This is a genomic window from Paenibacillus sp. Marseille-P2973, from assembly GCF_018101095.1.
Classification (GTDB): domain Bacteria; phylum Bacillota; class Bacilli; order Paenibacillales; family Paenibacillaceae; genus Fontibacillus; species Fontibacillus vini.
In genome coordinates, this window is the sequence record NZ_JAGQEH010000001.1 from 707,263 (window position 1) to 732,626 (window position 25,364).

A 25,364-nucleotide genomic window follows, 5' to 3' on the forward strand; every position below is an offset into this window, starting at 1 on the left:
TATCCACCTCAGTTATTCGGCCGCAGCCTTGCTTTTCTTGATGTTCTTCAAATGTTCATTATACGTTTTGGCAAACAGATGCTCTCCGCTGCCATCTTTTTTTGTCACATAAAAAAGATATTCCGAAGATTCCGGCTCAAGCGCCGCCTCAATCGATTTCAAACTAGGCGCCGCAATGGGACCCGGCGGAAGTCCTTCATAAAGATAAGTGTTGTACGGGCTGTCAACGCTTCGCAAATCGGAATTCATCAACCGTTCTTTAGGCTTACCCAATAAGTACTGTACCGTAGCGTCAATTTCCAGCTTCATTCCTTCAGCCAGACGATTGTAGATAACGCCGGCCACAAGCGAGCGTTCGTTATCCGCAACCACCTCGCGTTCTACCAGCGAAGCCACGGTCATAAGTTCATTCAAGCTCATTCCCCGCTGGGCCAGCTTCTCGCGGAAATCCGGAATTTCATCCAGCCGCTTGCTTGTTTCTTCAAACATCCGCTGTACGATGTCCGTCTCCGTGCTTCCTTTTTTCAGTTCATACGTTTCAGGGAACAAATAGCCCTCCAGCTTGAAAGTGAGCTGGTCACTATCCGAAAGATCCGCAAGCAATGCATTGCTTAATCCTGTTGCCTGTTTTGCCAGATCCAAAAATACTTCCTTATTCGCGATCCCTTGCTCAGCCAATTTGTCCGCCATCTGAGTCACGGTGAATCCCTCCGGAATCGTAAAGCGGATCATTTCAGCTTTCACTACGTCGCCGCTATTAAGCTTGGCGATAATCTCTTCATAAGTCGCGCCTGGGTTGAGCTCGTACACACCGGCTTGAAAACGGCTCCCCTCGGATTTCCATTTCAAATAGGAAAGGAATAAAAAGGAATTTTTAATCAGTCCTTGATCCTCTAAAATTTCGGCAATGCCGTTCGTTCCAGTTCTAGGCTCGATCGTAAATTTCACAGGCTGCTCCGATGCCTTTACGGGCTGCATTCCGTTATATACATACAACCCGCCGGCGGCACCGGCGATAACGATGATTAGAATGATCGAAATAAGCCATTTCAGCGCCCTCTTCAACCGCTCAACTCCTTTATAATCTTCGAATTAATGTGTTGCCCTATTGTCTAATTCGATGGTTTGTACCTCGGGAATTCCCGAAAAATATAGATTCTAAACAATCCAAAAAGAGCGGTTGTCCCGCTCTTCTCAGTCCGGTCTATATTACCATAGGTATGCCTTCCCGGTCTATTCCGGGAAGGTTAATTCATCATACAATTCAGAGACATTTTCCCATTCATCGTCATCATCAATGGTAACGAGTTCCAGGGAACCGTCCGCAGCAGTCAAAATTTTGAAAATCTCCGGCTCATCATCTTCATTACCGTTCTCCGAACGAAGAACAGCATAGGAAGCGCCGGCTACATCGAATTCTTTCTCGACGTTGTAATAAGATACCTTGCCCTGGTCATCCTGCAATTCAACTACAGGACCAAAAGCGTCGGTGACACGGGAAGTCCAGATCACCTGATCCGCTGAATAATCAGTCACGGTCATCCTCCCCGTCGAACTCGTCGATCAGCGTATTAAACGTCTCTTCAACGATTTCCCACTCTTCGTCGCTCTCAATAGTGTATAGCTTCAGGTCATCTCCGTCTTCTTCGTAACGGAATGCGTATACTTCTTCGCTCTCTTCATCTTCACTCTCAGCGGAATCCAGAGGAACGACCATCATATACTTGGCGTCCGAACCGTCGACTTCGAATTTCATAATGACTTCGAATTCTTCTTCGTTGCCCTCTTCGTCGGGAATATAAATAATTTCCGGTTCTTCTTCATTGCCGATACGATCTTTAGACATGTGCGATCACCCTCACCTTTGACTCTTAGAGTCCAAATAATTTTGCAAAATCAAGCTTGCGGCCATCTTATCAACGACCCCTTTGCGCTTTTTCCGACTGACATCCGCTTCGATCAGAGTCCGATGTGCGGATACCGTGGTCAAACGCTCATCCCATAAATGAACGGGAATCTGAAGAATCGTCTTCAGTTCCTCGGCAAAGGCAATACAAATCTCACCGCGGGGTCCGATGGTACCGTTCATGTTCTTCGGCAGCCCTACAACGACTTCCTCCACACCATGCTCCGATACCAATTCCGAGATGCGGTCAAGATCGCCGCCTTCATGTCGACGTTCGATCACCGTCAAACCCTGGGCGGTCCAGCCGAAAGCATCGCTAACGGCCACACCGATCCGCCGGTCCCCATAATCCAAACCCAATATTTTCATCCTATCTCCTAACGGTGGCCGGCAAGATAATATCTGACCAGCTCTTCAATCAGTTCGTCGCGCTCTTTCTTGCGAACCATGCTTCTCGCATTATTGTGGCGCGGAATATATGCCGGGTCCCCGGACAACAAGTAACCTACAATCTGGTTAATCGGGTTGTAGTCCTTCTCCTGGAGCGCCTCGTAAACCGCAAGTAGAATTTCCTGCGCAGACGCTTCCCGCTCATCGCCCGTGACGTTGAACTTGACGGTTTTATCCATGGAGTCCATGATGACACCTCGCTTCTTCAGACCTGCGGAAATCCCGCAGCTGATTTCGTCTTTATCTATCATTACTATATCATACCATGGGCCCCATAAGGAAATTTTCAACAACGACTTTTGATCACGAAGTGAATTCACAGGTGTTATTCGACATCGAATCTTGAATTCTGTCCGGCCCTTCCGTTGCTCACGTAGGACTTTCCTACGCTCCGCTACTCAGTGCCTGCCTTCATCCAACCTTCTCGGTGCTAAAAAGTCGTCGACTTTTCAGCACGAAGTGAATTCACAGGTGCTATTCGACATCGAATCTTGAATTCGGCCGGGCCCCCGTTGCTCATGTAGGGTTTTCCTACACTCCGCTACTCGGTCCCTAATCTTCATTCAACCTTCTCGGTGCTGAAAAGCCGCTGTCTTTTGATCGCGAAGTGAAATCCGGATGCATATTCGACTTCGAATCTTGAATTCGGCCTGGGCCTACGCCTGCGAAGCGATCCATTGCTCCGGCAGCTTGAGCGCCTCTTCCAGCTTGGTGACATCCTTGCCTCCGGCCTGAGCCATATCCGGGCGTCCCCCGCCGCCGCCGCCGCAAACCGCAGCGACTTCTTTGACAAGCTTGCCGGCATGAAGGCCTCGTTTCACTTCATCCTGCGGTACAACCACGACGAAGTTTACTTTGTCATCCATGGCAGCTCCAAGCACAAGCACGGTATCCGGCAGCTTCACCTTCAATTCGTCGGCAAGTCCGCGCAACGCATCCATACTGCCTGCTTGAACGTTTGCGGACAGGAGCTTGGTTTGACCCACAACGACAACTTTATCTGTCAGTTCTCCAGCTTCAATGGAGCTAAGTTTACTTTGCAGCGATTCATTCTCGCGGCCCAAATCTTTAAGCTGCTGATACAAAGCCTCGATCCGCTTAGGGACATCGTTCAAATTAGACTTCAGCAATCCTGCCGATTGCTTCAGAAGATCCAATTGTCCGTCCATGAACATATACGCTCCGCGACCGGTTACCGCTTCGATCCGTCGTACGCCCGAGCCGATCCCGCTTTCGCTCACCAGCTTGAACAGACCGATTTCCGACGTATTGTTTACATGGCAGCCGCCGCACAGCTCAAGGCTGTAACCGCCGACTTGAACGACCCGGACGACATCGCCGTATTTTTCGCCAAAGAGCGCCATAGCCCCCATAGCCTTTGCTTCATCAATCGGCTTCAATTCAATCAGGACATTCAGAGAATTCCAGATTTGCTCGTTGACCCGGCGCTCGATCTCCACCAGCTCCTCCGGCGAAATGCTGCCCAGATGGGAGAAGTCGAAACGAAGACGCTGAGGTTCAACCAGGGAACCCGCTTGATTGACATGCTCGCCCAGCGTTTCTTTTAACGCCTTATGAAGCAAATGGGTTGCTGTATGGTTCTTCACGATGTCCCGGCGCATTTCCCCGTTGACCTCTGCGGTTGCTTCCGAACCGGTACGCAGTTCGCCGGAAGTCACCGTAACCTGATGAACATGCTGGCCGTGCGGAGCTTTGAACAAGCCCTGTACCGACGCCGTGCCGGAGCCGCTGCGGATGGTTCCTTGGTCGCTGACCTGGCCGCCGCTTTCGGCATAGAATGGCGTCTTCGCCAAAATGATCTGCCCCGACTGGCCGGATGCGAGCGAATCGACAAATTGGTCGTCCGAAATAATCGCTACGATTTCAGTCACCGCATCAAGCTCATTATATCCAATGAATTCCGTTTTAGTCGTGAAATCCGAAAGGACGCCGCCCTGAACCTTCATGCTTCCGCTATCGTGACGGGCAGCCCGTGCGCGCTCGCGTTGTTCTTCCATCGCCGCTTCGAACCCTTCGCGGTCAACGCCAAGTCCTTGTTCGGCTGCGAAATCTTCCGTCAAATCCAGCGGGAAGCCGTACGTATCGTACAATTTAAACGCATCCGCGCCGCTGATCAGGTTGCGTCCGGCCGCTTTAGCTTCGGCGCTGACGTCGGCCAGGATAGCCAGACCGTCGCTGAGCGTTTCATGGAAACGTTCTTCCTCCGAGCGGATAACCTTCTCGATAAATTCACGCTTCGTAACGACATCCGTATAGTAGCTGCCCATGATTTCGCCAACCGTGTCCACCAGGTTGTACATAAAAGGTTTGTCCAGCCCAATCATTTTCCCGTAACGTACCGCACGGCGGAGCAATCTGCGGATAACATAACCGCGACCTTCGTTGGAAGGAAGCACGCCGTCCGCTACCGCAAAGGCGACCGTACGAATATGGTCGGCGATGACTTTGAACGCTACATCCGTTTCCTCTTTAACTCCATAAGTCACGCCTGCCAGCGAAGCCGTCTTGGCAATGATCGGCTGGAACAAGTCGGTGTCAAAGTTGGAATTGACGTCCTGCAGAATGGAAGCAAACCGTTCCAAACCGGCGCCGGTATCGATATTTTTGTTGGGAAGCGGAGTATAGCTGCCGTCTTTGTTGTGATTAAATTGGGAGAAAACAAGATTCCAGACTTCCAGGAAGCGCTCGTTCTCCCCGCCAGGGAAGCATTCGGGATCGGACAGATCGCCGTAAGCGTCTCCGCGGTCATAGAAAATTTCCGTGCACGGTCCGCATGGACCTTCGCCGATGTCCCAGAAGTTATCTTCCAGTTTAATGATGCGTTCGGCCGGAAGGCCGACTTTTTCATTCCACAGTTTGAAGGCCTCTTCATCCTCCGGATAAACGGTGACCGACAAGCGTTCCGGATCAAATCCGATCCAGTCTTTTCCGGTCAAGAATTCCCAAGCCCAGGTAATCGCTTCTTCTTTGAAGTAATCACCGATCGAGAAATTGCCCAGCATTTCAAAGAACGTATGGTGCCGGCGCGTCTTGCCGACATTCTCGATGTCGTTGGTGCGGATACACTTCTGAGAATTGGTCAAACGCGGGTTTTCCGGTTTTACGCGGCCGTCAAAATAGGCTTTGAGCGGCGCCATACCGGCATTGATCCACAACAGGGACGGATCGTTATGCGGAACGAGCGAGGCGCTTGGCTCGACCTTATGTCCTTTACTGGCAAAAAACTGCAGCCATTTGGAGCGAATTTCACTTGCTTTCATCTATTTTCCTCCTAAAGTTTATGATCTATAGTTCATGTTTGCGGTTAGGCAAACAAAGAAAAAACGCCCCTGAAAATCAGGGACGATTGTCTCGCGGTACCACCCTGGTTATCGTCTCCCCGTGAATTCTGTCCTAATAAGGAGGCGATCGCCTTGTACGGTCCTGTAACGGGGACCATCCGGTGAGTTTTTGGCTCACACTCGGAAAACAGCGCTTCTGTCCGGCGATATTTCGGGTTCTTTCAGCCATCGTCGGAGAAACGGCCTTAAGGCCGCATCACCAGCGAAGGAACGCCTTCTCTGGGAAAATCAACATCGGACATACTTCTTTTCGTCAACGATTTCGTTTATGAATGTCAAATTCGTTCAAATAAATCATTCTAAGTATATAAGGCGGCACCACTGATGTCAATGCGCTACATCCCTGCGGTTACACCGTTTTTCGTCTTACATAATACGCATAAAAATGCTGGATGACGACCTTGCCCACGGCAAAGAGCGGAACGGCAAGCACGAGTCCCGGAATTCCGCCGATCTCGCCGCCGACCAGAAGCGCAAAAATGATCAGCATCGGGTGCAAATGAAGGGTCTTTCCGACGACTTGCGGAGAAATGACGTTGCTCTCAATGAGCTGGCAGATCATGTTGACGAGGAAAACCATCAGCACCATTTTCCACGAGATTGTCGTCGCCATAATCATTGCGGGAGCCGCCCCCAAAAAAGGCCCGAGATAAGGGATAATATTGCACACGGCAACAACCCCCGCAAGCAGCAAGGCAAAGGGCATCCCGATGATCATATATCCGATATAAGCGAGCACGCCGATGATCACGCACACTAAGAGCTGACCGCGCACATAATTACCGAGCGCCTCATCGATTTCCTTAAGCAGCGTTACGATGGATTTGCGGCGGGATCTCGGTAAATACCTCAATATAAGCCGTTCGAAGGCTTCGAAATCCTTTAGCATATAGAAAATGAGAAACGGAACGATAAAAGCATTGAATACGACGCCGATCGTTGTTCCGATATTGTTCAAAAAGGTAGAGATGGAAGCGGCCATCCGCTGCTCAAATTGAAAGAACCAATTGTTCATTCCCATTCTGATACTTCCCGGGAGAATGCTGTTATCCCAGCGGGTCATCAGTTGCTGAGTGTGTAAAGTGAGTTCCGGCAAATGTTCCCCGAGCTCCTCCAGCTGTTCGACAAACATCGGGATGACATTCATCAAAATAACCGACAGGCTTGTTAAGAATACCGCGTATATGAGAAGCACGGCCACCGTGCGTGGGACTTTCCGTCCGCCCAGCATCTTGACGATAGGATTAAGCACATAAGAGATGATGATCGCGATGATAAAAGGGGAAAGAATGGCTTTCAAGAAACCGTAAACTACGGCAAACATCGGCCGGAGCAGCCATACGAAATAAAGAATGACGAGTCCCAGCAGCATCCAAACCCCATAGCGGAACAATTTGCTTTTATTGAACGGCTCCACTTCAATTACCCCCTCCCGTAGCTCGGAGTCGGACCAGCTATGAAGAAAGTATATGCCCGGGAGGACAAAAATAATCGTGAGCAACAGAGAAAACCGCCGGATAAACCAACAAGAGGCTGTGCACAAAGCAAAATCGCTCCGGCACAACCTCTTATCATCCTCATATTCAATCAAATCAAAAACTGCTAGGACAGATGCATTTGGGGAAATTCCTGAGGAACCTCTTCACCAAAAAACAAATCATCCAAAGAGCTGAGTGTTCCATCTTCTTCTACTTGATAGACCGACATCTTCTCTCCGTTTACCGTCAATTCGATAAAGCAGCCCCAGCAATAAAATTGGTGGGAGCCGATTTTGCCGATATCCTTGGAACTGCAGTTTGGACATTTCATCATCACATTATCACCTATCCGTTAACAGAATTCACAGTGTTCTCCAGCCGCTGCTCACTGTTTGGAGGCACCATGATCGCATTTTCGCCTTTGGTCATTCCGGGTGCAAAAGGCAGCACTTTTCGCCCTTCCATCAGATCGGAGAAAAACCCGTCACTGACTTCTATTCCTGTAATTGTGTTTCCCAATTCATGGTCAAAATAAACATCGGTTACATGCCCTATCAAAATTCCGTCCTCGGTAAGGATCGGAAGTTCCTTCAATTTGCCGCTACCCGAGTTAAAGGTAAGCTGTATATTCTCGGCTTCCTCTTTTTGGATCGCCTGTTGATTGCGAATCATCACGGCATCTTCACCGTAAGCAACGATATCTTCCCAGAGCACGACCTTAATTGTGGAGGAAAACATAGCTTTGCCCTCCAATTGAATGCCCGTAATACTCCAGGTCTCATCGAGCAGGAAATCGAAAACCTTCCCGATTTGTTTGCCGTCTTCCACGTCGAACACGGCCAAGCCTACCATCTCCTGAAGTTTCATGCTCTTGGGTCCTCCTACTGTGGCAATCTCCTGATCCCTAAAAAACGAAACAACCTCCTCCCGAAAAAACTGCAAAAGACGCCCATTATCTTCTTTTACGAAGACGCTCTAATATGGTTCCAATTTTTTCGGCGGTATGTTCCATTTCTTCACTAGTATTACCCAAACCAAAGCTGAAACGAATCGCAGAACGTAAAAAATTTTGCGGCAAATTCATGGCTTCAAGCACATGCGACGGTTCTAATGAACCGGAAGAGCACGCCGAACCGCTGGCAACGGCAATTCCCTCCATATCGAGATTCATCAACATCGTCTCCGTATCGCACTCAGGGAAGCTGATATTGAGGATATGCGGGAGTCGCTGCGAAGGGTGGCAGTTGACATGAAAACGCTCCTCGCCAACCACTCTCTTCAGTCCGGAGATCAAAACTCCGCGAAGCTCTTCATCATGAGCAGCCCGCTGCGGAAGCTGAGCTGCAGCCAGTTCCGCCGCTTTCGCGAACCCTGCGATGCCCGCCATATTCTCGGTTCCGGCACGACGTTTGCGCTCCTGCAGTCCTCCATAAAGAATGGGCTCTATGGACAATTCCCGGCGGATATATAATGCGCCCACTCCTTGAGGACCATTAATTTTGTGCGAGGAGAAGCTCATTAAATCGACCGGAAGCTCGTTGCAGTTGATCGGTACAGCACCAAGCGCCTGAACGGCATCCACATGAAAAACGATATCTCTTGCCGAAGTGAGCTCACCGATTTCGGCGATAGGCTGAATCGTGCCGATCTCGTTGTTTCCGTACATCACGCTAACCAGAATCGTATCCGGCCGGATGGCTGCTTCGACCTGCTCGGAATGAACTTGTCCATAACGGTCGACAGGTAAATATGTAACATCAAACCCTTGTTTTTCCAGCCGATGGCAAGCATGAAGAACGGCATGATGCTCGATCGCAGTCGTAATGATATGACGTCCGCGATCCTGCCGGGCCTCTGCCGTCCCGAACAACGCGAGGTTGTCGCTCTCGGTTCCGCCGCCCGTAAACACCACTTCATCAGAACGGCATCCGATAAACCGGGCCAGGCTGTCCCGTGAACCGTTGACCAGTCTTTTAGCAGCCCGTCCGAAAGAATGAACACTCGACGCATTGCCGTACTGGCGCCGCATGACGTCCAGCATTGTTTCCGCAACATCCGGGTGCACCGGCGTTGAAGCTGCATGGTCCAAGTATATGTTTTTCATTAGGCATCACCTTAACTTATTTTGAGGTTATTTAAACGAAATTACCGTCCCGAAAGCGACGGTACTCGTGTTGGCTCATCTATGTTATGCGTATTATGGTAAAATGTAAAGAAATTTTGCAATTTCAACGCTTTTTCATATTAATCGTATTCCCTTTTTTTGTACAGCTTAATACTGTGGACTCTCATCCCCCAAGCGGATCGCATTCGGTTTGCAAATAAATAATAGAGGCTCCTCCCGGAACCTCTATCTTGGTAGTAAGATTATATGTTAGACGCTGTGGATTTAAATGTAAAACATGTAATTTTCCTTTGCGCCCTGTTCCTCGAAGGTAATCATATTCTCGAGGGTTGTCGAATCCAGCACTTCGGCAATGCTATCGCGAATCCGCAGCCATAAATCGCGTTTGGCCGGATCATCTTCTTCCGTAAAATCGACCGGCGAAATCGGCCCCTCCAATACGCGGATAATATCACCGGCAGTGATTTCGCTTGCCTCTCGGGACAAAATGTAACCGCCATATGCCCCGCGGACGCTTTTAACCAGCCCGGCATTGCGCAGCGGCGCGATCAATTGCTCAAGATAATGCTCGGACAATTGGTTCTTTTCGGCAATGCTTTTTAGGGAAGTCGGACCTTCGCCAAATTTAGCGGCCAACTCCATCATAATGGTCAGGCCATAGCGTCCTTTTGTGGAAATCTTCAAAGAAGCCACCTCTTTCAATTTTCAAATAATCTTTATATAATTGAACTTTGATCAATTAGAATAGTATTACTACCTATTCCTATCTCTAACCTTTGTTTATCGTAACATATCCGCCTCGGTTTGGAAAACAGCCCACAGCACGAAAACTGAATTTTGTTTACACAAAGTTTACACATGCTTAACTGAGCCGGATCGATGGTACTGCACCTTCAAGCGCGGGATCGAACGAATCCCTTCCTATTATGCTAAAATAACGTTGGGCCCATGATTGGCCGAAGGAGTGATCATATGAACAAACCCGTTAATGAAACACGCGTCGTCGTCGGTATGTCCGGCGGAGTCGATTCCTCCGTCACCGCTCTCCTGCTGAAGCAGCAGGGGTACGACGTGATCGGCATTTTTATGAAAAACTGGGACGATACCGATGAATTCGGCTACTGCACGGCGGAAGCGGATGCCGAGGATGTGCGCCGCGTATGCGAGCAAATCGATATCCCGTACTATACCGTCAATTTTGAAAAAGAATACTTCGATAAAGTATTTGCCTATTTCCTGGAGGAATATAAGCGGGGCCGTACGCCAAATCCGGATGTGATGTGCAACCGGGAAATTAAATTCGGCGAATTTTTGAACAAGGCTCTGGATCTTGGCGCCGATTATGTAGCCACCGGGCATTATGCCCGCGTCGTCGAAGAAGCCGGAACTTACAAGCTGCTCCGGGGCGTTGATAACAATAAAGACCAAACCTATTTCTTGAATGCCTTGAACCAGGATCAGCTGTCCAAAGCCATGTTTCCGATCGGACATCTTCCCAAGCCGGAGGTTCGCCGGATTGCTGAAGAAGCGGGCCTATATACGGCCAAGAAAAAAGACAGCACCGGCGTTTGCTTCATCGGGGAACGCAACTTCCGCGAATTCCTCAGCCACTATCTACCCGCCAAATCGGGAAATATGGTCGATATCGTCACCGGCGAAGTCAAAGGCCAGCATGACGGCCTGATGTACTACACGCTCGGTCAACGGCAAGGCCTCGGCATCGGCGGATCGGGCAACGGCGAACCGTGGTTCGTAGCCGAAAAAGACCTGGAACAAAACATCCTGTACGTCGTCCAAGGCGATAAGCATCCAAGCATGTATTCCACCGGCTTGACCGCTTCGGACGTCAACTGGATCGCCGGCGAAGACAAGCTGCCGCAAGGCCCGTTCAAATGCACCGCCAAATTCCGTTATCGCCAGCCGGATCAGGGCGTAACCGTGACGGCGCAGGAAGACGGCACTCTATCCGTGCAATTTGACGGACCACAAAAGGCGATCACGCCTGGACAAGCCGTTGTCTTCTATGACGGCGAAGTCTGCCTCGGCGGCGGAATCATCGAAGCGCCGGAGAAACTTCCGGTTCCTGAGCTTGGCCGACATCGGTAAGTTTAAGACTAAGCATTACGAAAAAGCACCTGCGCTTTCCGGCGTTATATTGCCGGAAAGCGCAGGTGCTTCTTTTTTGATGAGTTAAAAAGCTTGGTTTAACTGGATAACCTCCAGTTAATTATCGGGAGTCGGCGATTACGCTACATTAGCTGGATAACCTCCAGTTAATTACCGGGAAACCGGCGATTGCTTCTGCTTTAGCTGTAAAAACTACAGCTAATTATCGAGAAATCCGTGAATGCGCCACTTTAAATGTAAAACCTGCAGTTAATTCGGCCAATTACGCTGCACTCTTCGGAAAACCTCCAAAATAGATGTAGTTTTTGCTGTTAAATACTGCAAATCAGGTTATAACGGCTAATTAGTTGTAGAAAATGCAGTTAATTATCGGAGTCGGCGATTACGCTGCATTAGCTGTAAAACCTCCAGCTAATTATTGAGAAATCCGTGAATGCGCCACATTAGCTGTAAAACCTGCAGTTAATTCGGCCAAATACGCTGCACTCTATGGAAAACCTCCGAAATAGATGTAGTTTTTGCTGTTAAATACTGCGAATCACGGAATAACGGCTAATTAGCTGTAGAAAATGCAGTTAATTATCGGAGTCGGCGATTAAGCTACATTAGCTGTAAAAACTACAGCTAATTATCGAGAAATCCGTGAATGCGCCACTTTAAATGTAAAACCTGCAGTTAATTCGGCCAATTACGCTGCACTCTTCGGAAAACCTCCAAAATAGATGTAGTTTTTGCTGTTAAATACTGCAAATCAGGTTATAACGGCTAATTAGTTGTAGAAAATGCAGTTAATTATCGGAGTCGGCGATTACGCTGCATTAGCTGTAAAACCTCCAGCTAATTATTGAGAAATCCGTGAATGCGCCACATTAGCTGTAAAACCTGCAGTTAATTCGGCCAAATACGCTGCACTCTATGGAAAACCTCCGAAATAGATGTAGTTTTTGCTGTTAAATACTGCGAATCACGGAATAACGGCTAATTAGCTGTAGAAAATGCAGTTAATTATCGGAGTCGGCGATTAAGCTACATTAGCTGTAAAAACTACAGCTAATTATCGAGAAATCCGTGAATGCGCCACATTAGCTGTAAAACCTACATTTAATTCGGCCAATTACACTGCACTCTTCGGAAAACCTCCGAAATAGATGTAGTTTTTGCTGTTAAATACTGCGAATCACGGAATAACAGCTAATTAGTTGTAGAAAATGCAGTTAATTATCGGAGTCGGCGATTACGCTGCATTAGCTGTAAAACCTCCAGCTAATTACCGGAGTCGGCGATTGCGCTGCTTTAGCTGGATAACCTCTAATTATTACCGGGAAATCGTGATTGACAATTAATTAGCTGCAGAAAATCCAGTTATTTTGCATCCATTCAAATCAACCGCACCATTCCCTGCTCTGGTTGCCACATATCGGGCTAATCCCCTCTACGCCGCAGCTCCTGATTGTGACGGATTTTGCTCTCATTGCCCTGCTCGGTCGCTTGGTAGAACGTCCGGCCGGCCAAATTCGGCGGCAGGTAGTCCTGCTTCACATAATGGCCGGGGAAATTATGTGGGTATTTGTAGCCGGTGTGCCCGAGCTTGACCGCCCCTTTATAATGGGCGTCCCGCAAATGCAGCGGCACCTCGGCGGATTTGACCTCGTCCATCGCCGACATCGCATTCGAAATCGCCGTGACCACGGCGTTCGATTTGGGGCTCTCAACGGCGAACAGAATCGCCTGGGCGATGTTTAGCTTCGCTTCAGGCCAGCCGTTGTTGCGGTAAGCTTCCAAGGCGCTTACCGCCTGTACCATGGCCTGCGGGTTTGCAAGCCCGATGTCCTCGCTCGCGGCGGCGATCAGCCGCCGAAGGAACGTCATCGGGTCCATGCCCAGTTTCTCTACCGCGTAGAGAAACCAGAACAACGCGGCATCGCTGGAGCCGCGGATGCTCTTGTGAAATGCGGAGAGGACGTCGTACTGCGTCGACTCATCCGCTTTGACCAGCGGGCGGCGGATCGACTCTTCCGCCACCTCCAGCGTAATGCGGACGGTGCCGTCCGTTTCCGGCGGCGTCGTCATCGCGGCCAGCTCCAGCGCGTTCAGGGCCCGGCGGATATCGCCGTTGGCCATCTCGGCGATGTGCTGGAGCGCCTCGTCCGAGGCCTCGAGCTTCATGAAGCCGAGGCCTTTGTCCCGATCGCTCAGCGCACGGCGCATCGCGATCAGCGAATGCTCCTTCGTCAGCGGCTCCAGCTGAAAGAGCGTCGAACGGCTCAGCAAGGCCCCGTTGACATAGTGGAACGGATTTTCCGTCGTCGCGCCGATAAAGATGATCGTTCCCTTCTCCACCGCCGGAAGCAGGGCGTCCTGCCGCGAACTATTGAAACGGTGTACTTCATCGAGGAATAGGATCGTTTTCGTGCCGTAAAACGATTTATCGTTCTGCGCTTTTTCGATAACCTCGCGAACATCCTTTACGGAAGCGTCGACCGCATTGAGGCGTACGAATTCCGCCTGGGTATGATTCGATATAATATGCGCAAGCGTCGTTTTTCCACAGCCCGGAGGTCCATACAGCAGAATCGAAGAAATCTGGTCCGCTTCAATCGCCCGCCGCAGCAATTTTCCGGGCCCGATGATGCTTTCCTGCCCTATATATTCGTCCAGGGTTGTCGGCCGCATCCGGTCCGCCAGCAGCCGTCCGGAGGGATCGTTTTCCCGGGAGTAAGAGAATAAGTCCATCATTTCACTTCCTTGAATCTTTGATTAACCACTGTTTACTATTCTAGCACATGCCTGGTAAAAAACATTTATAAACGTTCTTTAGCTTCCTTCCCAAACGGATATATGAGTTAATATAGATGTCGGGCCGACGAATCACTGGAAAGGGGGCTGATCGAAGTGATTTCAGTGAATGAGGTGGTTTCCGCGTAACGCGGAAGCCGTACAACGAGGGGCTTTTAGCCCCTCTTATTTCCGTTTGGAATACTCTGTGTTAAAATATACGCAAATACAATGCCGAAAGGGGGATTTACGACCATGTACACTCAATTATTCCAACTAACACCGTTAACAACAGAACGGATCAAGGAGGATCATGATCGTGAACTACAAAAATGGGAAGGATGTGCTTCCCCCTAGGCTGCTGAAGGAGCTTCAAGATTACATTCAAGGCGAACTGCTCTATATCCCCAAACCGGACTGCTCGAGAGCGCTCTGGGGGGAACTCAGTGGAACCCGCACATCAATGGCAAAAAGAAACGAAGAAATCTTCCGGCTATACCGTACCGGACATTCAGTCAGCGATCTGGCGGAAAGGTTTTTTCTGTCCGATGAAAGCATCCGCAAAATCGTATGTAAAATGCGCTCTTCTCTCAGAGAAGCGGCGGCAGTTACCGAATAAGCCAATTCAACTGTATAAACCTAGAGGCCGACCCGTTTTCAGTATACGGGCGGCCTCTATTGATTTGGGAAGCGATAAGGATAAGAGTTTTTAGCGTCCTGTAGGAGAAGTGACCCACGATAGGTATAATATACATAAAGACCTATAACGACTAAGGAACTTTTACTAAACCGAGGTGACCGGATGATGCCGAGTAATCACAATGAACCAAGCCCGCAACACAGCCCCGCGGATATGACCACTGGCTCTAAACGCTGTGCGCGCTGCGGCGAAAACAAACCGCTATCCGATTTCCTCAGAAGGACAGGCAAACGCTCCGTCAAAGGCTCTCGGCGCGGCACCTGCCGCAGCTGCCGGGCCCAGTTGAAGAGCCTGGAACAGACCGCAGTCATTGCGGCTGATCCGCGGTCCATCACAGATCATGCCGAACGAAATCCGGTCCACCGGATCCCGCCGGTCGCCGCTTCCCCCAAAAATTCGAAACGCACGATTCCCGCACCGCTTCCGGTAGAAGGCCCGGACGCGTCCGTATTGCGTCCGAACCGCCAGGGCAAAATCCGTATGCGCGGGCGCACGGATAAGGGTAGCCGCTGGCATCAGGAGATCGACCTGGAACTGGCCGTCACCCTGGTGCAGGAGCATGCCGCAGTCGTCGTGAACCGGAATACGATCCGGCGGCTCTACAGCAACAAGGCCTTTCGCCGCTACATTCTGGCACGGGACCGCCATACTTGCTTTTTCTGCGGCAACTACGGCGATACAATCGATCATCTGCTACCTAGAGCGAAGGGCGGTCATACTACACCCGTAAACTGCGTCTGCGCCTGCAATGAATGCAACCAGAGCAAAGCCGATCGCAACCTGGAGGATTTTATCGGGGACAGTTAAAACGACCCTTATATTACTCCCCTGTCACCGACAAATCTACGGGATCCGGAACGTAGTCCGGTAACTCGTTTCCATGCATCAACCATAACTCATGCAATGCCCGGGTGCAGCCTACGTATAGAAGGCGCGCATCCTTCGGCCCATAGTGCTCCCGATCTACATCCGTCACGATGACGGCATCGAATTCCAGTCCCTTGGACAGGTAAACTGGCAGAACGGAAATACCGCCCGCATACTGTCTCTGATCCCCGCCGATCAAATTGGCGGTAGTGCCTGCTTCATTCAAATAAACATGCAAGTGCTCCGCTTCCTCCATCGTCCGGGTCAGCAAGGCTACCGTGCGATGGCTGCCCATCATGACTTGCCTCAAAGCGTCCGATATGGCGGTTAAACGTCCGTCTCCCGCGGCCGGTCTTAACCGGACCGGTTCCCCGCTGCGGAACACCGGCACCGCCAGCAAATCCGTTTCAACGCCCCGCTTCAAAATTTCATTCGCAAAATCAATGATCTCCATTGTCGACCGGTAACTTCTCGTTAAAGCAAAATAAGCCGTTTCCTCCGGCGCGAACAGCGCCTGCATTTCTTCCCAGCTCCGGACTCCTTTATAGTAATGGATCCCTTGTGACAAATCGCCCAAGATGGTGAAAGAATGACCCTTTACGAACCTGTCGAGCACCGCCACCTGCAAAGGGCTGAAATCCTGCGCTTCATCGATCACCACATGGTCGAAGGTCAGCTTACTCTCAATTTCATGGACCCGCGAGTGCAAATAAAGCAATGCCGCGAGATCCTCCTCTTTGATGATCCCTTTTTTCAAATAGGTGTTGGTTTCTTTAAGAATGGGCGTCGGAATGCTCAAAATCTCGGCATCGGCATCGGCATCATTTTCACCGGAAGGCTGACCCTTCGCGGCGGACGCCGATTGAAACAGACCTTTGTACAAGGCCACGGCCTCCAGCTCCGGCCACTTCTTGGCGTAGGCCTTTTCCCGTTGCTGCGCCTTCTTCTTCCGCTCCTTTAAAGCCGCCGCGGAGGGAGACTTTTTCAATTCCATCTCCACCCACCGGTGAATCCGGGCCAGCACTCGTTCTTTGCGCCGCGCAACCGGGTAATGCTTGTATTCCCCGTCGAACCAATCGATGATTGTGTTTCGGGACAGTCTTGCCCCATCCCACGGCTCAAAATCCGTATCGGGTACACAGCCCGATTCCACACGGGTCAAATAACTTTCCAGAATCGACTTAAAAGCGACGGCTCCCTTAAATCGACCTGGCAGGTCACTGTCGTTCCATGCGCCTTCGCGCAAATCACCGGCATCAAACCAGCGGGCCAGCGTTTCCGAGCCATCCGCCGGAGCCTGATCCAATCCCAGTACTCTGGCCGCCCAGTCGCCGAAAGTGCTTTGCTGAATATCGCCGACACCGAGTTCCGGAAGAACTTCCGAAATATAATCGATAAACATATGGTTGGGAGCAAAGATAACCATCCGCTCCGCTTTAATTTGTTCCTTGTACTGGTACAGCAAAAAGGCAAGCCTATGCAGCGCTACCGTTGTTTTTCCGCTGCCGGCCACGCCTTGAATGATCAACGCGGTATTGCGGGCGGCACGGATGATCAGGTCCTGCTCCGCCTGAATCGTGGAAACAATGTCACGGAGGCGGTTGTCTTTGTTCTCGCCGAGACGGTAGACCAGGAATTCATCGGACACGGCCGGCCCTTCGCTGTCTTTGTTATAGGTATCTACTACGCGCTCCAGAATCCCCTTGCGAATGACAATGTTCCGCTTCAAGTATACGAGCCCCTCGATCAGGCCTTCCGGAGCATCATACGAAGCCGAATCACCGCCCGTAAAGGAATAAAACAAACTGGCGACCGGAGCGCGCCAATCGATGACGACCGGTTTTCCGCCGTCTTGATCCCCGACGCCCACTTTCCCGATATAAAGGGGCTGCGCTTCCTTGCCCTGCTCCTCAAAATCCAGCCGTCCAAAATACGGCTCGCGGATCGAGCGTTCTAGCTGCTGCCGGTGGGATTCCCTGCCCGCTTCCAGCACCTGCTCGGTGAAGTCATGCCCTGTATAGACGGGAATGCTCCTGAGCGCCTTCAGCTGGCTGTCAATATCACGGAGAGTACGATCCAGCCGATCTTTCTCTTCTTGATAGGCACTTTGAAAATGTTCCACTTTCAGTTACCTCCTAAGGTTAGTATTCCGTCTGCTCTCCGGCATTCTGTTTCCGAAGTCAAAAGGAGTTATAGTATAGCATTCGTACCTAAAAAAAGCGAATAACAATAAGACGCAGATCCGATACATGATCGAGTCTGCGTCTTAAGTTAAATCGGCTGTTTCCGGTACCTTCCTCAGGTTTCGAACCCTAGAGGAATCAACCCTTGGCTTCTCCCACTTCAAGCAGTTCTTTTACGGCCACGCTGACCATAATGAGCCCTACGACAGGTGGAACGAATGAATTGCTAGCCGGCGGCTGTTTGGCTTTGCGAATCTTGGCCCCTTCCGGTGCAATTTTTTCCGTTACGTCTGCCCGCGGTTTAACCGGCGGCTCCGTGGAGAACACGACCTTGACGCCTTTTTTGATGCCGTCTTCCCGCAGCTTGGTACGGATCACGCGGGCCATCGGGTCCATATGGGTCTTGGAAATGTCAGTGACCTGAAACTTGGTCGGGTCCATCTTATTGGCCGCTCCCATACTGGAGAGGATAGGAATACCGCGCTTGCGGCATTCCTTGATCAGATGGATTTTGTATATGATCGTATCCGAGGCATCCAGGACATAGTCGATGTCGTATTTGAACAATTCTTCATACGTTTCTTCCGTATAAAACATGTTCAAAGCGATGGTCTCGCATTCCGGATTGATCAGCTTCACCCGTTCGCACATCAGATCCGCCTTTTTCTGGCCGATCGTCGTCGTCAAGGCGTGAATCTGCCGGTTAATATTGGTGATATCAACCACGTCTTTATCGATCAGAATAATCCGTCCGATTCCGGTTCTGGCCAGTCCTTCGACCGCCATCGCGCCGACGCCCCCGATTCCAAGCACCGCCACAGTACTATTTTTCAGGATATCCAGGCCTTCAGCTCCGATAGCGAGCTCAGTCCGTGAAAATTGATGAAGCATTGTCTGCTAACCTCCCATTAACCCTCAACGATAAATTCAACCCCCTGTAAACCCGCTAATTGCTTCTTAATATACAGATGATTGTCCTGTTTGTCATAATACCATCCAGAACTCCGCTCCTCAAGATGCTTCATTTCATGAACCTCCGAAACCTGGCTCACAGACTTTGGAATAAAGGAGAGATGATGAGTCGTAAATAGTATGGATTTATCGGCTTGCCGCAATCCGCAGACCTCGAAGGCAGCATGGATGGTGAAGCGTCGATCTGTTCCTTTCTGTTCCGTATGAATTCGAATCAAATTATAAGTGCCCTGAAGATGTTGATCGCTAATCCCATCATCCTCGTACAGAGCGAAAGTATTATCGGTCCCCTGAGCATATAAATGAATATCAAGCTCCTTCCAATTTGCCTGACCCGTATGCTGAACAAGTTGAGCTTGGGGTAGGATAGCTCCAGCACGGACGAATAGCGGCAAAACATCCAGCGGCGCATAGGTGATGATATGCGTGCTCCCCTCATACCGCGTTCCGGTCCAATAGTCGAACCAGATGCCTTCAGGCAAGTAAACCACCCTATGTTGTTTGCCCGGCTCATAAATAGGCGCTACCAACAAATCCTTTCCGAATAAAAACTGATCGGACAGATGATACGTATTGCGATCCTTAGGGTACTCCAGCACTAATGGACGCATAATAGGAAGCCCTATGCACGTTGATTCATAAAAAAGAGAATAGAGATAGGGAAGCATCCGGTATCTTAATTCAATATACTTCCGGCAAATCTCTTCGACCTCATCATTAAAGGTCCATGGCTCCTGGTTACGTGTATCGATTGCACTATGGTTTCTACAGAACGGAGTGAATACGCCAAGCTGGGTCCATCTGGCTAGCAGCTCTCCTGACGCATGGTGCATAAACCCGCCGATGTCCGCTCCGCTAAAAGCCACCCCGGAAAGCCCGAGATTCAGTCCCATCGACATCGACATTCTCATATGGTCCCAATAGCTCCGGTTATCTCCCGTCCATACTGCGGCATATCGCTGAATGCCGGCGTACCCTGCTCTTGTCAGCACGAACGGTCTTTCTCCTTGCAGCAGCTTCGCCATTCCTTCATAGGTTGCCTGACTCATGAGCAAGCCGTAAACGTTGTGCATCTCTCCGTGTGTTTTGGGATTACCGTCATTACCGTGAATCACATCTTCATCCATTGTTTTCGTAGGAGAATTAAAGACGCTTGGCTCATTCATATCGTTCCATATCCCGCTGATTCCGTAATCCACATAAAATCGATGAAGCGCTCCCCACCACTCACGAGTTCCTTCCTCCGTAAAATCAGGGAAGACGCTTGGGCCCGGCCATACGTCGCCGACATACTCTTTTCCAGCAGGAGTTTGACAAAAACGTCCCGCTTCAAGTCCCTGCTCATAAATCTCGTACCCATGCTGAACTTTAACGCCAGGGTCGACAATAGGCACGATGCGGAATCCCAGTTCCTTCAATTCCCTCATCATCCCTGCCGGATCCGAAAAGCGCTCCTTATCAAACGTGAACACTTTGTATTCATCCATATAGTGAATATCGAGATAAATAACGTCGCAAGGAATTTTTTTGAACCTGAAATGATGTGCGAGCCGGATCACTTCCCCCTGATTCATATAGCTAAATCTCGATTGCTGATAGCCTAGAGACCATAAGGGTGGAAGCGGCATTTTTCCGGTTAGTGCCGAATAATTCGCAACGACATCCTTTAGCTGCGGACCCGCGATGAGGTACAATTCCATGTCCCCGTTGACCGTTTCAACAAAATAGCGATCCGCCTCTTCGCGTAAATCTATCACCGTTTTTCCCGGATTATCGATAAACAATCCAAACGTATTGTCGGAAGTATGGTGAATCAGAAGCGGAATCGATTGATATAGAGACTCCATATCCGGCACATGCGGGTCGAACACATCGGAATTCCACATCGTATACCTTTCTCCGCGTTTATTTAAATATCCCGTAGTTTCGCCAAGTCCATATATCATCGCATCATCATCCATACTCCCCTGACACCGCAACCTAGTCTCCGAGCAGGACAACAGGTAGGACCCGCATGGCTTCCCTTGAGAAGTTTCCACCTTGAAAGATAAGGCAGCTATATCTACAACGAGGACAATATTCCCTCCGTAAAGTTCCAATTCATTATCCAACTCAATAACATGCCAGCCTCCAAGAGGTTCAAAGGGTAACACTCCCATTGAAGGCTCCAGTTGAGCACTTTTTCTCTCTAGTGAACAGGATATTTTAACTATATCCGGCGTCACCAGCTTTACGGTAAGATTTCCATGCTCTCCATGGATCATGACATATTTGTCCTTCCATTCATACCCTTTATACGGACCAATATCACGGTAAATCGAGACAGATTCACTCTCTATCTGATCCGGGTGAATTTTCTCACTCGTTTGCATGATTTTCACCACTCCTCTATTTCTATTTGGCAGTACAGTTCGCAGGTAAAACTCAATTTTTGTATAAAATATGAAAACCATAGGGACCGAGCTCAGCTATAAAATCACCTTTATAAGGCCGATCACTCACAAATCTGTCCCCACTCCCCGACACTTCCGCTTCCATCCACACGCCATCAGGTAGAGTAACGGTCACTGCGCTTGGCGAAGAAGAGGCATTCATCGCAATGATAAGATGATCTTCTCCTTCCTGGCGTTCATAAACGAGTACCGGCGAGTCCTTATCGGCTGATTGAATTCGAAAAACCCCTGTAACCAGCGCAGGATGAGTTTTACGCAGCTGAATGCACTTCTTATAAAAGGCAAACAAATTTCTATCCTGATGTTCTTCCTCCCAGATCATACACTTCCGGTTATCCGGATCAAATTCTCCGTCCAAACCAATTTCATCACCGTAATAAATACTGGGCGCCCCGATAAAAGTAAACTGGAAAGCCACCGCAAGTTTCATTTTCGCTTTGTCATTCCCGCACAAGGTCAGCAACCGAACCGTATCATGCGTATCCAAATGATTAAATGAAGCTTCGTTCACCTGCTGCGGATATCTGGCTAAATACCTCCCCAATTTTGACGCAAAGGCGTGCGCATCTCCATGCTGAAATACAAAGAAATCGAGAATCGCGTTGGAAACCGGGTAATTCATTACTGCGTGGAACTGATCTCCTTGCAGAAACTTCATTCCGTCATGCCATACCTCGCCTAAAATATAAGCATCCGGTTTGACTTCTTTTACCGCTTTCGCGAATTCTCTCCAAAAGGCATGATCCGCCTCATTAGCAACATCCAATCGCCATCCGTCCATATCTGTCTCTTGTATCCAATAACGGCCTACCTGAAGAAAATAATCGCGCACTTCCGGATTAGCGGTATTCAGTTTAGGCATCGTCTTCTCAAAAGCAAATGTCTTGTAAGTTGGAATGCCGTCTACTACTTGAAACGGCCATTCCTGAATGTGAAACCAGCCGTAATACGGAGAGTCAGGACCTTTTTTCACAACATCTTGAAACTGTGGCCACGTAACGCCGGAATGGTTGAATACTCCGTCCAAAATGACGCGAATCCCCCGTTCATGGCAGGAGCGCACTAATTCTTTCAGGGTTTCTTTTGTTCCGAAATGGGGATCAATTCTCATGTAGTCCTGTGTATCGTATTTATGATTGGCCGGCGCCTCAAATATAGGGTTAAAATAGATCGCTGTAATCCCTAATTCGGCTAAATAATCCAGGTGTTGAATGACCCCTTGCAAATCGCCGCCGAAGAAATTGCGGTATTCCGGTTTGCCTCCCCACGGAAGCGTTCCTTCCGGATCATTGGACGTATCGCCATTAGCAAAACGTTCCGGGAAGATCTGATAAAATATGGCGTTTTTCGCCCAGTCCGGCGGACATTGCAAATCGACCGGGTGCAAGTAAGGGAATTCAAAACAGCCTAAATGCTCTTTCGGCATCTGCAAATCAAATTCATTTTCACTGAACCAAATCCGCTCCTCCCCCTTTGTTAAAAGAAAGCAATAGGCCAGTCTGCCATAAGGCGGTTCTACTTCAGCCTGCCAATAGTCATAAAGCTCGTCATACGCCAGGAGTTCCATTGGTTTATACTGCATCTCTCCCCACGGCTTGCACTTGTCCCCATAAAGCACGTCAACTTTATCGATATCCGCTCTTTTCGTGCGAATGCGCATATGAACCGAGCGTTCATTATATCCGTAAACCCAACAATCGTTTGATCGGTGATAAACAGCCTCTAATAGCATTTTCTTTTCTCAACTCCCATTGATTTGTAGTTTGACTTGCCGATATTTGCGAATTAACCCTTATCCGCTCCCGCCATGAGTCCTTCAACCAAATAACGTTGCAAGAATACAAACAATAAGGTCAGCGGTACAGCCACCAGTACGCAGCCTGCTGCAAACAACGTAAATTCCGTTGCGGACCTGCCTTGTACTATGCGGAACAAGCCTACGGCCAGCGTCTGATTTTCGGGTGTACTGAGCACCATGTTTGCAAAAATAAAATCGACAAATCCGCCGCTGAAGGAAGTCAACGCAATGTAGACCAGCATCGGCTTGGATAGCGGAAGAATGATGCGCCGAAATACGGTTAAATGTCCCGCCCCGTCTATTTTTGCCGCATCCACCAAGCTCTGCGGAATCGTATCGAAGTAACTTTTAACGTATAGATATCCCATCGGCGCCCCGGCGGAATAGACCAGAATTAACGATAGATGAGTATCCAGTAATTGCAGCTGCATTAACAAAATATATACAGCAATCATGCTCATAAAGCCCGGAAACATTCCTATCACAAGCAGGCCCAACATTAATTTTTTGCGGCCTTTAAAGCGAAACCGCGAGAACACATAGCCTGTAATCGTTACCAGGACCGTGCTGAAAATCATTGTAAAGAAAGCAACCTTGAACGTATTCAGAAACCACTGTCCAAAGGGGTACTTATCGAACAATTCCCGATAATGCTCCAGCGTGAACGCGGACGGAATCAAAGTCTCGCTGTACAAGGCATTGCCCGGACGGACGGAGGACATAACGACCCATAATGCCGGGTATACGCAGGCAATACCGAGAAGGATCAGCCCCAGGTAACAGAATAGATTGCCCATACTGAATTTGCGCTTTGAGGTTATCATCTGTAGTCATCCTCCTCCTTGAATGCTTTGGTACGACGGACATTGGTAACGGCGAAGGACGCAACAATGATGAAAATAAAAATACCGATAATCGAGGCGAAATTGTATTTGCCGCTGTCCATGGTCAATTTGTAAAGCCAGGTTATCAAAATATCTGTACTGCCTGCAGATTGGTAGTTCGGATTAGCAGGGTTACCATTCGTCAGGAGGTAGATCAAATTAAAGTTGTTGATGTTGCCGGCAAATGACATGACGAGGAGCGGTCCGAAAGAAAGCATGACGGACGGAAAAGTAATGTTGCCGAATTGCTGCACGGGTGTGGCTCCGTCAATTTCCGCAGCTTCATATAAATCCTTCGATATCGTCGATAAGATACCGATAACCATCAGCATCGTGATAGGGAAACCAATCCAGATATTAACGATAATAACCGTAAACTTGGCCCAGAACGGATCGGTTAGCCACGGTAAGCCGCCAAGTCCAAAATATGCTAGATATTGATTGATCGGCCCGAATTGTCCATTGAACATATTTCGCATGATCAACAAGGAAATGAACTGGGGGATCGCATAAGGAATAATAAAAAGCGTCCGCCAAAAACCTTTAAATCGTATACCTTTCTTCTGCACCATCAGAGCAGCAGCAAAACCGCCCGCAAATGTAGTCAAGGTCGCGCATATTGTCCAAACAAGCGTCCAGAACGCGACTCCAAAGAAAGTCTGGTTCCATGCTTTAATCGTAAAAATATCCTTAAACCCATCCAGCCCAACCCAGCTTACGAGCTTGGCCGGAGGCAAATAATTCGGTGCGGAATAATTCGTAAATGCGAGCAAAACCATGAAAAATATGGGCATCACAGTAAAGAAAATAACGAGCAGGACAGGAAGGGATATAATCATTTGGGGGAATTTAACCCCGCCAAGATATTGAAGGGTGTCCGAAAAACGCGGCACCGCTAAACCTTGTTCACGCATACTTCCAACCTTGTAAGCATCCTTAACATTTGCTATATAAATTGCAAGCCAAATGAACAGGGCTAAAATAATGATAATGCCTTCGATCATCAGAAAGATCGAATGATCCCCGCGAACATTGACGTAAAGCTTGCCCACTTTCTCAAGATGGTCCGCCTGCTCACCCAGTGTCACTAAGCCCCAAATAGCTTTAGGTGCTGCCATAGCCACTGTGATACCTAGTAAATGAACAATAAAGAGCAGCAGCCCTTTAATCATTTGCCGATTATATAGTTGACCAAACCCCATACCGATGAGCGATAATACGGCCGCCCACTTTCGATGCTGGTTCATTGTCAATCATCTCCCGAAGATAAATATAAAATGGGCG

General features: G+C 49.2%; 21 protein-coding genes. 3 read left to right on the top strand and 18 right to left on the bottom strand.

Features of this window, described 5'->3' with window-relative positions; all coding sequences use genetic code 11:
* Window positions 1–12 precede the first annotated feature (12 nt).
* The 11 genes from mltG to cymR form a co-directional block, all read right to left on the bottom strand.
* Complete coding sequence (gene mltG, locus KB559_RS03070; protein WP_211020097.1) at window positions 13–1,065, bottom strand: endolytic transglycosylase MltG; 1,053 nt, start codon at window positions 1,063–1,065, stop codon at window positions 13–15.
* 168 nt (window positions 1,066–1,233) lie between these two features.
* A complete protein-coding gene (locus tag KB559_RS03075; protein WP_247681511.1) occupies window positions 1,234–1,542 on the bottom strand; it encodes a DUF1292 domain-containing protein in 309 nt (102 codons plus the stop codon).
* Entirely contained in the window at window positions 1,529–1,846 is a 318-nt protein-coding gene (locus KB559_RS03080) for a DUF1292 domain-containing protein (protein ID WP_211020099.1), read from the bottom strand. Before KB559_RS03080 ends, KB559_RS03075 begins: the two co-directional genes overlap by 14 nt.
* Window positions 1,847–1,858: 12 nt before the next feature.
* A complete protein-coding gene (gene ruvX / locus KB559_RS03085; protein ID WP_211020100.1) occupies window positions 1,859–2,275 on the bottom strand; it encodes a Holliday junction resolvase RuvX in 417 nt (138 codons plus the stop codon).
* Between the two features lie 8 nt (window positions 2,276–2,283).
* Window positions 2,284–2,544, bottom strand: coding sequence for an IreB family regulatory phosphoprotein (locus KB559_RS03090; protein ID WP_211020266.1), 261 nt, complete (start codon window positions 2,542–2,544; stop codon window positions 2,284–2,286).
* A 468-nt stretch (window positions 2,545–3,012) separates the two neighbouring features.
* On the bottom strand, window positions 3,013–5,637 hold the full coding sequence (alaS, locus tag KB559_RS03095) for an alanine--tRNA ligase (RefSeq protein ID WP_211020101.1): 2,625 nt from the start codon (window positions 5,635–5,637) through the stop codon (window positions 3,013–3,015).
* 430 nt (window positions 5,638–6,067) lie between these two features.
* Window positions 6,068–7,135, bottom strand: a complete 1,068-nt coding sequence (locus KB559_RS03100) for an AI-2E family transporter (protein WP_211020102.1) — start codon at window positions 7,133–7,135, stop codon at window positions 6,068–6,070.
* Window positions 7,136–7,320: 185 nt separating this feature from the next.
* The gene (locus KB559_RS03105) at window positions 7,321–7,527 is read right to left on the bottom strand and encodes a hypothetical protein (RefSeq protein WP_114495707.1); all 207 of its coding nucleotides are present in this window, start codon (window positions 7,525–7,527) and stop codon (window positions 7,321–7,323) included.
* Between the two features lie 14 nt (window positions 7,528–7,541).
* Window positions 7,542–8,063, bottom strand: a complete 522-nt coding sequence (locus KB559_RS03110) for a PRC-barrel domain-containing protein (protein WP_211020103.1) — start codon at window positions 8,061–8,063, stop codon at window positions 7,542–7,544.
* Window positions 8,064–8,148: 85 nt separating this feature from the next.
* On the bottom strand, window positions 8,149–9,300 hold the full coding sequence (locus KB559_RS03115; RefSeq protein ID WP_211020104.1) for a cysteine desulfurase family protein: 1,152 nt from the start codon (window positions 9,298–9,300) through the stop codon (window positions 8,149–8,151).
* A 285-nt stretch (window positions 9,301–9,585) separates the two neighbouring features.
* Window positions 9,586–10,005, bottom strand: a complete 420-nt coding sequence (gene cymR / locus KB559_RS03120) for a cysteine metabolism transcriptional regulator CymR (protein WP_211020105.1) — start codon at window positions 10,003–10,005, stop codon at window positions 9,586–9,588.
* 288 nt (window positions 10,006–10,293) lie between these two features.
* Here cymR and mnmA point away from each other — a divergent pair, with 288 nt between their 5' ends.
* On the top strand, window positions 10,294–11,427 hold the full coding sequence (mnmA, locus tag KB559_RS03125) for a tRNA 2-thiouridine(34) synthase MnmA (RefSeq protein ID WP_211020106.1): 1,134 nt from the start codon (window positions 10,294–10,296) through the stop codon (window positions 11,425–11,427).
* Between the two features lie 1,443 nt (window positions 11,428–12,870).
* Here mnmA and KB559_RS03130 read toward each other — a convergent pair.
* On the bottom strand, window positions 12,871–14,181 hold the full coding sequence (locus tag KB559_RS03130) for a replication-associated recombination protein A (protein WP_211020107.1): 1,311 nt from the start codon (window positions 14,179–14,181) through the stop codon (window positions 12,871–12,873).
* Window positions 14,182–14,542: 361 nt separating this feature from the next.
* Here KB559_RS03130 and KB559_RS03135 point away from each other — a divergent pair, with 361 nt between their 5' ends.
* Both KB559_RS03135 and KB559_RS03140 read left to right on the top strand, forming a co-directional pair.
* Complete coding sequence (locus KB559_RS03135; protein WP_211020108.1) at window positions 14,543–14,842, top strand: CD3324 family protein; 300 nt, start codon at window positions 14,543–14,545, stop codon at window positions 14,840–14,842.
* A gap of 234 nt (window positions 14,843–15,076) precedes the next feature.
* Window positions 15,077–15,730 (top strand): HNH endonuclease, encoded by a 654-nt coding sequence (locus tag KB559_RS03140; RefSeq protein ID WP_481856417.1) that lies wholly within the window; start codon window positions 15,077–15,079, stop codon window positions 15,728–15,730.
* A gap of 13 nt (window positions 15,731–15,743) precedes the next feature.
* Here the strand turns inward: KB559_RS03140 and KB559_RS03145 are convergent, their stop codons facing one another.
* From KB559_RS03145 to KB559_RS03170, 6 genes are all read right to left on the bottom strand, one after another.
* Window positions 15,744–17,912, bottom strand: coding sequence for a HelD family protein (locus KB559_RS03145; protein WP_211020110.1), 2,169 nt, complete (start codon window positions 17,910–17,912; stop codon window positions 15,744–15,746).
* A gap of 199 nt (window positions 17,913–18,111) precedes the next feature.
* Entirely contained in the window at window positions 18,112–18,864 is a 753-nt protein-coding gene (locus KB559_RS03150) for a tRNA threonylcarbamoyladenosine dehydratase (protein ID WP_211020111.1), read from the bottom strand.
* Between the two features lie 17 nt (window positions 18,865–18,881).
* Window positions 18,882–21,317, bottom strand: coding sequence for a glycoside hydrolase family 31 protein (locus tag KB559_RS03155; RefSeq protein ID WP_211020112.1), 2,436 nt, complete (start codon window positions 21,315–21,317; stop codon window positions 18,882–18,884).
* 52 nt (window positions 21,318–21,369) lie between these two features.
* Entirely contained in the window at window positions 21,370–23,130 is a 1,761-nt protein-coding gene (locus KB559_RS03160) for an alpha-glycosidase (protein WP_211020113.1), read from the bottom strand.
* A 53-nt stretch (window positions 23,131–23,183) separates the two neighbouring features.
* A complete protein-coding gene (locus tag KB559_RS03165; protein ID WP_211020114.1) occupies window positions 23,184–24,020 on the bottom strand; it encodes a sugar ABC transporter permease in 837 nt (278 codons plus the stop codon).
* The gene (locus KB559_RS03170) at window positions 24,017–25,327 is read right to left on the bottom strand and encodes a carbohydrate ABC transporter permease (protein ID WP_211020116.1); all 1,311 of its coding nucleotides are present in this window, start codon (window positions 25,325–25,327) and stop codon (window positions 24,017–24,019) included. The genes KB559_RS03165 and KB559_RS03170 overlap by 4 nt, the downstream gene beginning before the upstream one ends.
* Between the last annotated feature and the right edge of the window lie 37 nt (window positions 25,328–25,364).

Bases quoted from the DNA above. Each gene is read 5' to 3' on its own strand.
- KB559_RS03130 (WP_211020107.1), bottom strand. From the start codon at position 14,181: ATGGACTTATTCTCTTACTCCCGGGAAAACGATCCCTCCGGACGGCTG.
- KB559_RS03075 (WP_247681511.1), bottom strand. From the start codon at position 1,542: ATGACCGTGACTGATTATTCAGCGGATCAGGTGATCTGGACTTCCCGT.
- ruvX (WP_211020100.1), bottom strand. From the start codon at position 2,275: ATGAAAATATTGGGTTTGGATTATGGGGACCGGCGGATCGGTGTGGCC.
- KB559_RS03105 (WP_114495707.1), bottom strand. From the start codon at position 7,527: ATGAAATGTCCAAACTGCAGTTCCAAGGATATCGGCAAAATCGGCTCC.
- KB559_RS03165 (WP_211020114.1), bottom strand. From the start codon at position 24,020: ATGATAACCTCAAAGCGCAAATTCAGTATGGGCAATCTATTCTGTTAC.
- KB559_RS03090 (WP_211020266.1), bottom strand. From the start codon at position 2,544: ATGGACTCCATGGATAAAACCGTCAAGTTCAACGTCACGGGCGATGAG.
- KB559_RS03115 (WP_211020104.1), bottom strand. From the start codon at position 9,300: ATGAAAAACATATACTTGGACCATGCAGCTTCAACGCCGGTGCACCCG.
- KB559_RS03140 (WP_481856417.1), top strand. From the start codon at position 15,077: ATGACCACTGGCTCTAAACGCTGTGCGCGCTGCGGCGAAAACAAACCG.
- KB559_RS03110 (WP_211020103.1), bottom strand. From the start codon at position 8,063: ATGAAACTTCAGGAGATGGTAGGCTTGGCCGTGTTCGACGTGGAAGAC.
- KB559_RS03160 (WP_211020113.1), bottom strand. From the start codon at position 23,130: ATGCTATTAGAGGCTGTTTATCACCGATCAAACGATTGTTGGGTTTAC.
- KB559_RS03155 (WP_211020112.1), bottom strand. From the start codon at position 21,317: ATGCAAACGAGTGAGAAAATTCACCCGGATCAGATAGAGAGTGAATCT.
- KB559_RS03150 (WP_211020111.1), bottom strand. From the start codon at position 18,864: ATGCTTCATCAATTTTCACGGACTGAGCTCGCTATCGGAGCTGAAGGC.
- KB559_RS03080 (WP_211020099.1), bottom strand. From the start codon at position 1,846: ATGTCTAAAGATCGTATCGGCAATGAAGAAGAACCGGAAATTATTTAT.
- alaS (WP_211020101.1), bottom strand. From the start codon at position 5,637: ATGAAAGCAAGTGAAATTCGCTCCAAATGGCTGCAGTTTTTTGCCAGT.
- mnmA (WP_211020106.1), top strand. From the start codon at position 10,294: ATGAACAAACCCGTTAATGAAACACGCGTCGTCGTCGGTATGTCCGGC.
- KB559_RS03170 (WP_211020116.1), bottom strand. From the start codon at position 25,327: ATGAACCAGCATCGAAAGTGGGCGGCCGTATTATCGCTCATCGGTATG.